At 37.3% G+C, this 13,966-nt stretch carries 11 protein-coding genes; all 11 read right to left on the bottom strand.

Features of this window, described 5'->3' with window-relative positions; translation table 11 throughout:
* Positions 1-27: 27 nt before the first annotated feature.
* Entirely contained in the window at positions 28-1,056 is a 1,029-nt protein-coding gene (locus WAZ07_RS11360; RefSeq protein WP_336472528.1) for an oxidoreductase, read from the bottom strand.
* Between the two features lie 341 nt (positions 1,057-1,397).
* Positions 1,398-2,099 carry an ABC transporter ATP-binding protein gene (locus WAZ07_RS11355; protein ID WP_336472527.1) on the bottom strand — a complete coding sequence of 234 codons (702 nt, stop codon included), beginning with the start codon at positions 2,097-2,099 and terminating at the stop codon, positions 1,398-1,400.
* A 62-nt stretch (positions 2,100-2,161) separates the two neighbouring features.
* Positions 2,162-2,938 carry an ABC transporter ATP-binding protein gene (locus WAZ07_RS11350; RefSeq protein ID WP_336472526.1) on the bottom strand — a complete coding sequence of 259 codons (777 nt, stop codon included), beginning with the start codon at positions 2,936-2,938 and terminating at the stop codon, positions 2,162-2,164.
* Between the two features lie 10 nt (positions 2,939-2,948).
* A complete protein-coding gene (locus tag WAZ07_RS11345) occupies positions 2,949-4,232 on the bottom strand; it encodes a branched-chain amino acid ABC transporter permease (protein WP_336472525.1) in 1,284 nt (427 codons plus the stop codon).
* Positions 4,233-4,241: 9 nt separating this feature from the next.
* Positions 4,242-5,228, bottom strand: a complete 987-nt coding sequence (locus WAZ07_RS11340) for a branched-chain amino acid ABC transporter permease (protein ID WP_336472524.1) — start codon at positions 5,226-5,228, stop codon at positions 4,242-4,244.
* A gap of 66 nt (positions 5,229-5,294) precedes the next feature.
* Positions 5,295-6,503: a branched-chain amino acid ABC transporter substrate-binding protein gene (locus WAZ07_RS11335; RefSeq protein ID WP_336472523.1), complete on the bottom strand. Its 1,209-nt coding sequence runs from the start codon at positions 6,501-6,503 to the stop codon at positions 5,295-5,297.
* Between the two features lie 140 nt (positions 6,504-6,643).
* Positions 6,644-9,067: a DNA topoisomerase IV subunit A gene (gene parC, locus WAZ07_RS11330; RefSeq protein WP_336472522.1), complete on the bottom strand. Its 2,424-nt coding sequence runs from the start codon at positions 9,065-9,067 to the stop codon at positions 6,644-6,646.
* Between the two features lies 1 nt (position 9,068).
* A complete protein-coding gene (gene parE / locus WAZ07_RS11325) occupies positions 9,069-11,033 on the bottom strand; it encodes a DNA topoisomerase IV subunit B (protein WP_336472521.1) in 1,965 nt (654 codons plus the stop codon).
* 374 nt (positions 11,034-11,407) lie between these two features.
* Positions 11,408-11,821, bottom strand: coding sequence for a CoA-binding protein (locus WAZ07_RS11320; protein ID WP_336472520.1), 414 nt, complete (start codon positions 11,819-11,821; stop codon positions 11,408-11,410).
* Positions 11,822-11,893: 72 nt separating this feature from the next.
* A complete protein-coding gene (locus tag WAZ07_RS11315) occupies positions 11,894-13,102 on the bottom strand; it encodes a S1C family serine protease (RefSeq protein ID WP_090913353.1) in 1,209 nt (402 codons plus the stop codon).
* Between the two features lie 177 nt (positions 13,103-13,279).
* The gene (locus WAZ07_RS11310) at positions 13,280-13,957 is read right to left on the bottom strand and encodes a response regulator transcription factor (protein WP_336472519.1); all 678 of its coding nucleotides are present in this window, start codon (positions 13,955-13,957) and stop codon (positions 13,280-13,282) included.
* Positions 13,958-13,966: the final 9 nt, after the last annotated feature.

Raw genomic sequence — 13,966 nt, 5'->3', positions numbered from 1 at the left:
CAAAAAGAGTCAGCGTATACACTGACTCTACCATTTTACTATCATTCCTTGCTGACTACTTTGTAAACAAGCTGTAATAACACGAATCACATTTAGAGCTTCCTCAGCTGTAACAGGTGGCATTGCTCGTTTCATTATCGCGTTTCGGACACCTTTATAATAATTCTCATAACACCCTATTTCTGTTGGAATATGAATTTCTTGTTCCTCTGTAGAAAGAACAGTATACATATGCATAGCATCTTCTCCATATCCTTCATCACCAGGTTTCTTTCCTGCCTTTAGCTGTTCTTCTTGAGAATCCATTCCATATTTAACAATCGATCCTTTTTCACCATGAATGCTAAAATGTGGCCCTGCATATTTAACGTGACTACCGCTATGAAGAATAACACGCATTTCTTCATAATGAAGAATAATATGAAAATAATCATCTATTTGCGACCCTGGACGTTGATTGACAACATCTGCATAAACAGCTTCCGGCATCCCAAATAAATGTAACGCTTGATCAATGAGATGTGAACCTAAATCAAACAGTATTCCTGATCCTGGCAATTTATGCTCTCGCCAACGATCACGAACATGCGGACGAAATCTATCAAAATGAGCTTCATACGTATAAATTTTACCAATTTTATTATCTTGTAATAGTTTTTGAATCGTCCTGAAATCGTTATCAAAGCGGCGGTTATGATATACACTTAACACAACGCCATGCTGCTTCGCTAACACAATCAACTCTTCCCCTTCTTCAACAGTAACAACAAAAGGTTTTTCAACGACAACATGTTTACCATGAAGAATTGCTTTTTTTGCATATTCAAAGTGCGTTGTATTAGGAGATGTAATAATGATAAGATCTATGTTCTCATGCATAATAAGCTCATCAATTGTTGTCACAACTTCTACATGTGGAAATGATGCTTTTACTTTCTCTTCTTGTGAAGAAACAATCGCACGAATTTCGTAGTCTTCAATTGTTTGTAGCAGTGGAATATGAAAGGTTGTACTAGAAAAGCCGTAACCTACAATACCAACACCGATTTTGTTCATAAAATACCTCCAAATTATGTATGGAATATGATGAACTTTCATTATATCAACTTATCCTTTTTCTACATAATGTTTTGCATTTTATAATGGCAACATATATAAATACAAATTAAAAAATCGACATAACAATCCTCTTTCGTTTTAGGCGGGCGAGAGCATCTGGCCATGCATAGAAGCGGGCAGGGCCTTTTTCTGCCACATGCAAGGTTTACAACAAAAGGAGAAAGCAAGTAGCGGTCATGCTGTATTCTGCATAGCAGCAAATTATATGTCGAAAAATTAAAATGGATTTATATAGATTAACATACAAAAAAGCCACCCTGCCTAGGGTAGCTCTCATATTATGCTAAATACGCTTCTTTCACAAATTCATTATGCATCAATGATTTTCCTTCTCCTACCATTTTAATTTCCCCTGTCTGAATCACATATCCACGATGTGCAATTTGCAACGCTTGATACGCATTTTGTTCAACAAGTAGAATCGTCATCCCTTCTTTATTAAGCTCTGAAATAATTTCAAAGATTTGCTCAACAATAATTGGTGCAAGTCCCATTGAAGGTTCATCTAACATAAGTAAATGAGGCTGACTCATGAGCGCACGTCCAATTGCAAGCATTTGCTGTTCACCGCCACTCATCGTACCGCCCTTTTGTTCTAGCCGTTCTTTCAATTTTGGAAAATAGTGACAGATTCGCTCCATCCGTTCCTTCACTATTCTTTTATCCTTTACTGAAAATGCTCCCATCTCCAAATTCTCTTTTACTGTGAGGCGTGAAAAAATACGTCTTCCCTCTGGTACATGAGCAATCCCCGATAAAGCAGTTACGTGCGGAGATTGTTTCGTAATTTGTTTACCCTCAAACGAAATTTCTCCTGATTTCGGTATAACAAGGCCACTAATCGTCTTTAATGTCGTTGATTTTCCAGCCCCGTTGCATCCAATAAGCGTTACAATTTCGCCTTTTCCGACAGAAATATTAATACCTTTTAACGCGTGAATACCACCATAATATGCATTGATATTTGTAAGCTCTAACAAAATACTCCCCTCCTTTTTATTTTTTCGAACAATTTTGTATCATTTTTTTACTTTATTTCGTATTACTTCTCTAACACTGCGCTTTTCCCTAAATACGCTTCAATAACTTTAGGATTGTTACGAATATCTTCCGGTCTTCCTTCTGCAATTTTTTCACCGTGATCTAATACAATGATATGCTCAGAAATCTCCATGACAAGTTTCATATCATGTTCAATTAATACAATTGTTATGTCTAGCTCTTCGCGCATTCGATAAATAAGAGCTGTTAATTCCTTCGTTTCTTTTGGATTCATTCCGGCTGCTGGCTCATCCAATAATAATACTTGCGGTTTCGCCGCGAGCGCTCTAGCAATTTCAAGGCGACGTTGTGCCCCGTACGATAAATTTTGCGCTTCTTCATTTAATAAGTGAGCTAAACCAACATATTCTAGAAGCCCATATGCTTTTTGCTGCGCTCGTTCTTCTTCTCTCTTTACCCCCGGAAAATGTAACAAAATCCCCAAAAGATTACTTTTTAAATGATTGTGAAGTCCTACCATTACATTTTCAAGTACCGTCATATTGTTAAAAAGACGAATATTTTGAAATGTACGAGCAATGCCATGCTTTGAAATATCATGCGGCTTTAAACCAGTTACCTTTTCTTCTCCAAGCAGAATGTCACCTTCATCTGGCTTATATACACCTGTTACCATATTAAAAAACGTCGTTTTTCCTGCTCCGTTCGGTCCAATTACAGCTGTAATGGATCCTTTTTTTACTTTCATATCAACACTTTTTACTGCAACGAGTCCATCAAACCGCTTCGTAATATTTTGAACTGTTAAAATCGCCATATTCTTCCCCCTAGGCTTCAAATACTTTCTCTTTTTGTGTTTGTGACTCGATTTGTTTTATCCTATCTTTTTTCAACTGCTCTTCATTAAATTTTCGATTTTTCGCAGGTATGAGTCCTTGTGGTCGATACAAGGCAAATAAAATTAGAATTCCTCCAAAGATGAAACGTTGCATTTTAGCTGGAGAAAGTGCATCTGGGATCGTAACCGTTCCACTTAAGTTTAATTGGTTTAGCCAGTTTGTTAATTCAGTAAGTACTTGTAAATTTAAAATTGTCATAACAGCTGCTCCTAAAATAACCCCGGGCACACTCCCCATACCACCAAGCAATACCATAACAAGAATGGTAATTGACTCTAGTAATGTAAAACTTGTTGGATCGACAAAAGTTTGTTTTGCAGCAAAGACAACGCCCATCATTCCAGAAAATGAAGCACCAATTGCAAACGCTAGCAGCTTTGTTTTCACAAGCGGAATTCCCATCGCTTGGGCTGCAATTTCATTTTCACGAACTGCCTTCCAAGAACGGCCTATTTTCGAAAACTCTAGTCGTTTTACAATAAAAATTACGAGTAATAAAATACCGAGTACAATGTAATACACTTGACTCGATTGCAAAAATGTAAACCCAAATAAGGAAGGTGGTTTTACGGAAGATAAGCCCATTGCACCGTTCGTAATATTAACCGGTTTATCTAGATTATTAAAAATAATACGGATAATCTCCCCAAATCCAAGTGTCACAATCGCTAAGTAATCACCTTTCACACGCAACACCGGGATGCCAAGCAAAACTCCAAATACCGCTGCAATCAAACCACCTAGTAAAATAAACATCCAAAAGCTTTCTCCTGACAATGGGTAGTGACCAAATGGCATAAAGTTATTTGCTTGAGCTGTTGCAAAAATACCGTATGTGTAAGCTCCTATTGCAAAAAAGGCGACAAATCCTAAATCTAGCAATCCTGCAAACCCAACAACGATATTTAACCCTAGCGCCATTGCTATATAAATTCCAACTAATGTCGCCACTTCCATATAAGATTGGTAAGCAGGACCACCGCTTGCTGTGAATGGGAGTAATATAACTAACACAAATAACCCTACTAACCATTTCCATTTACTGTGTAAATTTGTATAATACAATAATAAAAGAGACAATAATAATAGTAGAAATGCCGTTACTGACTTTTGTGCAAAATATAAACTTGCAGCAGTTATCCCCATATAAAGGACTAATAGTATAAGTTGCATCTTCGTGTTTTTCCTTATCATTTCTAACCATTTTTTCATTATCATCACCTACACTTTCTCGGCAACTGCTTTGCCGAAAATGCCTTCTGGTTTAAAAATTAAAACGAGAATTAAAATTCCAAAGGCAAAAACATCCTTATATTCAGCTCCCAATATTCCAGAAGATAAAATGGATAAATTTGCAGCAGCGAACATTTCTAATAATCCAAGCAATATACCGCCAACCATCGCACCTCGAATATTACCAATCCCCCCCAAAACAGCTGCCGTAAAAGCTTTTAATCCTAAAATAAAGCCAATGTACGGGTCTATTGTTCCATATTGCACAGCAAACAGTACGCCTGTTGCTCCGCCAAGTGCGGAACCGATAAAAAACGTAAGAGAAATCACCTTATTCACATTTACTGACATTAATGAAGCAGTATCACGATCTTGTGCAACAGCACGCATCGCCATACCCCACTTTGTTTTATTGATGAAAAAGTCTAAAGAGAACATCATAATAACCGCAAGAACGAGTAGAATAAGTGAAGATGTTTTAAGCTTAGCGTTATTAAAAGAAGAGATGATTGCTGAAGCCTGTACCGTAATTTGATCATTGAATAAAGTAGGACCTGTTATAATGTAATTTCCTTTTTTTAATTCAGCGATAAAGCGAACGATATCTTGCAGTAGAAAAGAAACACCAATTGCTGTGATTAACGTAATAAGTTTCGGTGCTTTCCGAAGCGGTCGATACGCAACCCTTTCAATGCCCATCCCAAGAAAACCTGTTATAAGAGATGTTGCAACTAAAACAAGTAACAATGCTAGCAAAGCCGGCATAGCTGGCATTAGGCCAAACCCCATAAAAACAAGGAAAATTGTTGTACCAATAAAAGCACCCGTCATAAAAATTTCTCCATGAGCAAAATTGATAAGTTCTAATATTCCATATACCATCGTATATCCTAATGCGATAACCGCATACACTGCACCAAGTGTTAATCCGTCAATTAGCACTTGAGGAAGTGTATGCATTATTTCTCCGAACATAGAAATTCCTCCCCTTTATTTTTCTCTAAAAAAGGTACGGAACATAAGCACCGTACCCCTATCACCTTACTTTTTCTCTACTTCTCCTTCTTGTCTTCCTGGATATTTTTGCTCTGCAAATTTATAAATATATACTTTTGCAAATTTATTATCACCCTTGCTATCAAAACCTACGTTTGTTACCACTCCTCCAAAATTATTTGTTTTCCGAACAGTGTCACGCACTTGTTCCCTTGTTGGCATTTTATTGTTATTTGCTTTAATTGCATCTTTCACTCCTTGCAGTAGTACACCCGCAGCGTCATATCCATAAGCCGAATATCCTTCTACCTCTTTATTAAATTTGCTCTTATAATCACCTGCAAACTTCTTTCCTTTTTCCGTTGTTTTCGGATCAGCAGCGATAGAAGTGTAATACGTATTCTCGATAGAATTACCTGCAATTTCTACCATCGTTGCTGAATCCATGCCATCACCGCCCATAAACGGAATCGTAAGACCTTTTTCACGCGCTTGCTTTACTAGCAGTCCACCTTCTGCATATAGACCACCAAAATAAATTAAATCCGGTTTTTTCGCGAGTACTTTATTTAACACACCATTAAAATCTTTCTCCCCGACCGTAATAGATTCATAACCTGCAATTGTTCCACCTAATTTTTCAACTTCTGTTTTAAATGCTTTAGCTAAACCTGTTCCATAAGCTGTTTTATCATCAATAATAAAAACGCTTTTTGCCTTCAGGGTTTTCAATGCAAACTCTGCCCCGGCAGGACCTTGAAAATCATCTCTTGTGCATATACGATTTACTACTTTTAAATTACGATCCGTTACTTCAACAGCAGTATTTGTAGGTGATACCATAACAACATTGTTTTTTTCATACACTTCAGAAGATGGAATTGCAACTCCTGAATTCATATGTCCAACGACACCGAGTATTTCTTTATCAGCACCAATAATCTGCGCGTTCGCAACACCTTTTTTCGGATCAGCTTGATCATCATATGGCACAAGCTTTAATTCATACCCTAATTTTTTAAACTCTTCTTTTTGTTCTTCTATTTTCAATTGTGCACCAAGTTTAATTGCTTCTCCTTGTGTTGCAGAACCACCAGAGAGCGGTGATTGCGTCGCAATTTTTATGACCTTTCCACCACCACCTCCCGTACTTGCTGTATCGGCATTACCATTTGTTTTACCACTGCATCCTGTTAATAAACCAAACATACACACTGCCGAAAGAACAAAAGCAAGATTCTTCTGTTTTATCACCCATATACCCCAATCTTATTTTTCTGAACATTTAAAATATTTAGTTAAATAATAATGGAAGTGTCTTATTTATACAACTACTATTCCTCAGACAAATTTAGACAAAAACGCCCGACTCATATAATGAATCGGGCGTTTTCTTATTGTTCTTTTTTCTGCGGCCACGTTTCCACAACAAGACCAACATCGCTTACATCTATTAATAAACTTCCGTTACTATAACGATCTTTATTTCGAAGTGTTTGCGGATTAATTTCTTCTATCATTTGTTTTTCTGTCCGCATACAAACTATTTCATCATCTCGAACGACTTCCACACCGACAATGCGATATGGATTCTTTTTCAATTCTTTAAAGATAACAAGACCTCGTTTTGCTCTTGTCGATTTTTCAATTTCTGCTGCTTTTAATCGTTTTACTGCGCCTCGTTGTGTAACAAGAACGAGCTGATCTTTCTCATGATTTATAGGAAGACTGCATACAACATAGTCATCTTCTTTCACATTCATTCCTTTTACACCAGCTGCCCGTACACCAACTGGACTCACTTCTTCTTCATTGAAAACAAGTGCATATGCACCGTGCGTAGCAAGAAGAATATCTTGCGTTCCATCTGTAACAAAAACATCGACGACTTCATCATCTTTCTTTACATTAACCGCAACAAATGCACGTGAATAACGCTGCACTTTATATTGATTCAATTCGGTTTTCTTAATCATGCCATTTCTAGTAACAAACGTAATAAATCGCTTCTCTTCCTCAAAATTTGGAACAACAGTTGCAAAGACGAGCGTTTCATCACGGTCAAGCGAGACAATATTCGCAACGTGCTGTCCTAAGTCTTTCCAACGAATATCTGGCATTTCGTAAACTGGAAGATAAATATAATTCCCTTTGTTTGTAAATAAGAGAATTGTTTCCGTCGTATTCGTATCAAAGCGATCTAATAATAAATCGCCTTCTTTCATACCAAAATCTTTTCCATTGGAAGCATTATGAGAACGCCAACTTGTGCGCTTTACATACCCTTCCTTCGTTACTGTCACAATCACATCTTCTTGTGGAATCATGACTTCAACGTCAATTTTAATCTCTTCAATTTTTTCTTCAATAACAGAACGGCGATCGTTACTATACGTTTTCTTGACCCTCTTCAAATCTGTTTTAATGACCTGAAGGAGCTTCTTCTCACTTTGTAGAATGGCTTGCAATTCTGTAATTTTTTTCTGTAATTCATCAGCTTCTTTTTCCAGAGCTGTAATATCTGTATTTGTTAAACGGTACAATTGAAGCGACACAATTGCTTCTGCTTGTACTTCTGTAAATGAGAATTTTGCAATTAAGTTATCTTTCGCATCACGCTTATCTTTTGAAGCACGAATTGTCGCAATGACTTCATCTAAAATAGAGAGAGCTTTCATTAAACCTTCAACAACGTGTTGACGTGTCTCTGCTTTTCTTAATTCGTACTGTGAGCGTCGTGTTACGACTTCCTTCTGATGTCCAATATAAGAATCTAAAATTTTAGGAAGTGTCATCAAGGTTGGACGGCGATTATAAATCGCTACCATATTGAAATTGTATGGTATTTGTAGTTCTGTATTTTTATATAAATAATTTAAAATACCTTCTGCATTTGCATCTTTTTTCAATTCAATGACAATTCGAAGACCTGTACGATCTGTTTCATCACGTACTTCAGCAATTCCATCCAATTTCTTATCTAAACGAAGTTCATCCATCTTCTTGACAAGATTTGCTTTATTTACTTCATAAGGAATTTCTGTAATAACAATTTGCTGTTTTCCACCGCGAATTGTTTCCACTTCTGCTTTTCCGCGAATGATGATTTTTCCTTTTCCTGTTTCATATGCCTTCTTAATACCATCAAGGCCTTGAATAATTCCGCCTGTTGGAAAATCTGGCCCTTTGATGACTGTTAATAAATCATCAACATTACAGTTTGGTTTATCAATGCGCAGCATCGTCGCATCAATAACTTCTCCAAGATGATGCGGTGGAATTTCAGTTGCATAACCAGCTGAAATTCCCGTAGATCCGTTCACTAAAAGGTTGGGAAACATAGCTGGTAATACAACTGGCTCTTCACTTGTATCATCAAAGTTTGAAACAAATTCCACTGTTTCTTTATCAATATCACGCAATAACTCAGAAGCAATCGGTGATAAACGAGCCTCTGTATAACGCATTGCTGCTGCCGGATCACCGTCAACACTACCATTATTTCCATGCATTTCAACTAATACGTTTCGTACTTTCCAATCTTGGCTTAAACGTACCATTGCTTCATACACGGAAGAATCACCGTGGGGATGATAATTACCAATTACGTTACCAACTGTTTTTGCAGATTTACGAAATGGTTTATCGTGCACGTTTCCTTCCACATACATGGAATATAAAATACGGCGTTGTACTGGTTTTAAACCGTCGCGCGCATCTGGAAGCGCACGATCTTGAATAATATATTTGCTATAACGTGCAAAGCGGTCGCCGAGCACATCTTCAAGCGGGAGGTCATGAAACTTCTCTGCCTGCATGTTATTCCACCTCCGTTGCCATAATCATTTCATTTTCTAGAATATTACCTTCTTCTTGCATACCAAACTGAACATTGCGTTCAATCCATTTGCGGCGGGGCTCTACTTTATCCCCCATCAATGTTGTCACGCGGCGTTCTGCTCTTGCAGCATCATCAATTTTCACGCGGATTAATGTGCGCGTCTCTGGATTCATCGTTGTTTCCCATAATTGATCTGCATTCATTTCACCAAGACCTTTATAACGCTGAATTGTATAACCTTTACCAACCTTCTTTATAACGCCATCTAACTCTTCATCTGACCAAGCATATTCAATGACTTCTTTCTTTCCTGTTCCTTTACTTACTTTATATAAAGGAGGAAGTGCAATGAATACTTTCCCAGCTTCAATAAGTGGTTTCATATAACGATAGAAGAATGTTAATAGCAGCACTTGAATGTGTGCTCCATCTGTATCAGCATCGGTCATAATAACAATTTTGTCATAATTGATATCTTCAACTGAAAATTCCGATCCAACACCGCCGCCAATCGCATAAATAATCGTATTAATCTCTTCATTTTTGAAAATATCCGCTAGTTTTGCTTTCTCTGTATTAATTACTTTACCGCGAAGTGGCAGAACAGCTTGGAAACGACGATCACGACCTTGCTTTGCAGAACCACCTGCAGAATCGCCCTCTACTAAATATAGCTCGTTCTTTTGCGGATTACGTGATTGTGCTGGTGTCAGCTTACCACTTAATGTGCCTTCTGAACGTTTTTTCTTCTTACCGCTTCGTGCTTCTTCACGCGCCTTTCGTGCTGCCTCGCGTGCTTGCGCTGCTTTGATTGCTTTTTTCACAAGAAGCGTTGCCACATCTGGATTTTCTTCTAAAAAATACGCTAAGTGCTCTGATACAACAGCATCAACTGCTGAACGGCCTTCACTTGTTCCAAGTTTTCCTTTCGTTTGCCCTTCAAATTGAAGCAGTTCTTCTGGAACACGAATAGAAACAATTGCAGCTAATCCTTCACGAATATCTGTTCCTTCTAAATTTTTATCTTTTTCTTTTAACAAAGAAACTTTACGTGCATATTCGTTAAAGACACGAGTCATCGCTGTTTTAAACCCGGCTTCGTGCGTACCGCCATCTTTCGTACGCACATTATTCACAAAGGAAAGAATGTTTTCAGAATACCCATCATTAAATTGAAAAGCTAATTCTGCTTCTATTCCGTTTTGCTCTCCAGTAAAATATACAACTGGGTGTAAAGAGTCTTTCTCTTCATTTAAATATGAAACAAATGCTTCAATTCCCGTTTCATAATGAAAAACATCTTCCAAATCGTTACGTTTGTCCTGAAGTACAATTTTCATACCTTTTAATAAAAATGCTGATTCACGTAATCTTTCACATAACGTTTCATAGTTATAATTCGTTGTGCTAAAAATTGTTCGATCTGGTTTAAAATGAATTGTTGTTCCGGCATCTTTCGCTTTTCCAATTTTCTCAAGCGTTGTAACTGGAACACCTCCATTTTCAAAGCGTTGTTCATATACGTAACCATCTCGTTTAATTGTAACAATAAGCCATTCAGACAGTGCATTTACAACTGAGGCACCAACACCATGCAAGCCACCGCTCGTTTTATAACCGCCTTGCCCAAATTTACCCCCAGCATGAAGTACAGTTAAAATAACTTCTGGTGTTGGCTTTCCAAGCTTATGCATTCCTGTCGGCATACCGCGCCCTTTATCTACTACACTTATACTATTATCTTTATGTATGATCACTTTAATTTCATCGCCAAATCCCGCTAATGCTTCATCAACGGAGTTATCTACGATCTCATATACTAAATGATGTAATCCACGGCTATCCGTACTCCCGATATACATACCCGGGCGTTTCCGAACGGCTTCAAGCCCCTCTAGCACTTGAATTGCATCTTCATCATATTGAAACTGACGCTTAGCCAAACTCCTTGCCCCTTCCTATCTAAAAATCAGAACATATGTTCTTTATTATAGAATAACGCCTTTCCCTTACTTTTGGCAAGTCACGTTATGTCTTTTATATACTATTTTCATAAGAAAAATCCTTGTTTGTCACAAGGATTCCTCTACGCTACTATTTCAGAAAAGTAATCGTTTGTCAACGAAACATGGATATGTATTCCAAAACAACTACATACTCCACCATTTTATAATCAACAAAATGATAATTATCCAAAATGGAGTGACAAGCAGCAATCCCCACAAACAACCTTTAAAAAACTTCATGATGAACACCTCGTTCATCTGCTTTTCCCTATTATTATGAATAGGAATTCAATACACTTCACAAATAAACCTTATCTTGTCATTGCATGTTCAACTTTAATGCAGCGATCCATAATGACAGTATAGCCTTTTTCTTTCAAAAAATGATATGTTTCTTCGTCTTGTAAACCTAATTGTGCCCAAAATGTGCGCGCTTCAATCTGCACAAACTCTTTTGCAACATCCATTAAAAATTCAGAACGACGAAATACATTGACGATATCAACACGTTCTTTTATTTCCGTTAGCGATTTAACCGCCTTTTCTCCCAATACAGTATCTACCGTTGGGTTAACAGGAATAATCCGGTATCCTGCATCTTGCATCGCTTTTGACACCATATAAGAAGTACGTTCTGGATTATCGGATAATCCGACAACTGCAATCGTCTTACTATTTTTTAAAATCTCTCCAATTTCCGTACGAGTTGGATTTTCAATTGTCATATGTAATCCCTCCTGTTCATTTAGTATAGCCGATAAAGAAAGTCTCTTTCAACATGAAAGAGACTTTCTTTATTAATTCTTATTAGCATTATCAGCTAATGTAACTGTTTTCTTTATTTTCTCACCATTTCGGTACGCTGTTACTTCGATTTTATCGCCAACTTTTTTCTTCTCATATAAGTATTTACGGAATTGTACTGCATTTTCTATTTTTTGATCATCAAAGCCAACAACAATATCATATTTTTGCAATCCTGCTTTTTCTGCTGGTGATGCTGGATCAACCTGTGCTAACAGAACCCCACCTGTTACATCTTTCGGTAATTTTAATTGACTTAATGCATAGCTTGGAATTTCCTCAAGACCCCTTACTCCAACACCCATTACAGGTCGTTTTACTTCACCAAATTTTTCAAGGGAATCAATAACTGGTTTTGCCACATTGATTGGAATCGCAAAGCCAATTCCTTCTACTTCTTGCTGTGCAATTTTACTAGAGTTAATACCGATTACTTCACCATTTTGATTAAATAGTGCACCGCCGCTATTCCCTGGGTTAATCGCTGCATCCGTTTGAATTACTTGCGCTTGCCAATCAGGACGTTTGTCCCCGTTAATATCAACTGGAATTTCACGGTCTTTACTACTGATAATCCCTTCTGTTACACTTCCATCGAAGCCAAGCGGATTACCAATCGCAATTGCAGATTCTCCCGCACGGATTTTATCTGAATTTCCTAAAGTTGCAACTTTATTAATATTTTTTCCATCAATCTCAACGACAGCTAGATCTAACCATGGATCTTTCCCTACTAACTTCGCTTCAACCTTTGTTCCATTGCTTAACTTTACTTCTAATTTATTCGCACCATCTACAACGTGGTTATTCGTTACAATCAGTGCTTTATTTCCAACTTTTTTATAAATCACACCTGATCCTGATCCAGCCTCAGATTCTTGCCCTTGTGGATCAGCGGAAAATGGATCTACACTTTTTTGAAAGTTAATTACACCGACAACTACTTCTTTTGCTCCTTCAATCATACCAGGAAGGTCCGTTTCACCTTTTGTTTTATTCACAACTGGAACCGCTGTTCCCTCTATTTTAGATTGTGAAACGACACTGTTATTTGTCCAAGGCATATATGGAGCTGCAACGCTGATTGTAACAGCACCGATCACAGCACCAACAACCCCTGTGAAAAAATATCCTTTTTTACTGCGTGATTTTCCAATTTCCGTACGAGTTTCATTCGTTTCTGTTTGATCATAGTATCCCATAATTTCCTTATCCCCTCTCTGCTGAAATCGTATTTTTAGTATAAACACGATGTGTGTCCTTTCTGTGAACTCATCGTGAAATCCAAACAAAAAAATACTACCATATTCATTGTAGACACATATACAAAAAATTGTACATGCAATGAATATAAAGTTGCTTAAATGGGAACCGATATTTTACTCTTCGAATTTATATCCTACACGGATAACTGTACTAATATGTGTTGCCTTATCGCCTAACTTATTACGAAGTTTTTTAATATGTGTGTCTACTGTACGATCATCTCCGAAATAATCATATCCCCAAAGTTGATCTAATAAATGCTGGCGAGATAATACAATTCCTTTATTCTCCATCAAATAAACAAGTAGCTCAAATTCTTTATGTGTTAATATTACTTCTTCTCCATCTACCGTTACCGTACGCGACAAACGATTCACATCGATACCAGCAAGCGAGAGCATGTTTTCTTCCGCTTGGCCTACTGCACCGTCTGCACGTTTTAGCAATGTCTTGGCACGAGCAACTAAAATCTTCGGACTAAACGGTTTTGTTACATATTCATCTGCTCCTAATTCAAAACCAAGTAAAGTATCATCTTCATCTGAACGAGCTGTCAGCATAATGATTGGTACAGCTGATTCTTTTCTTACACGTCTACATACAGACCAACCGTCAATTTCTGGTAGCATTATATCTAATATAATTAAATCCACAGTGTGGTCTGCAAACAGTTCTAATGCTTGCTTGCCATCTTCCGCTTCGATCACCTCAAAGCCTTCATTACGAAAATAATCACTAACAATTTCTCGTAATCTTCTTTCATCTTCAACAAGTAAAACTGTTTTATTCAATCCTATCCC

The organism is Bacillus bruguierae, assembly GCF_037104725.1.
Taxonomy (GTDB): Bacteria; Bacillota; Bacilli; order Bacillales; family Bacillaceae_G; genus Bacillus_A; species Bacillus_A bruguierae.
Note: the sequence above shows the minus strand (reverse complement) of the source record. Positions and strands in the feature narration are given on the sequence as shown.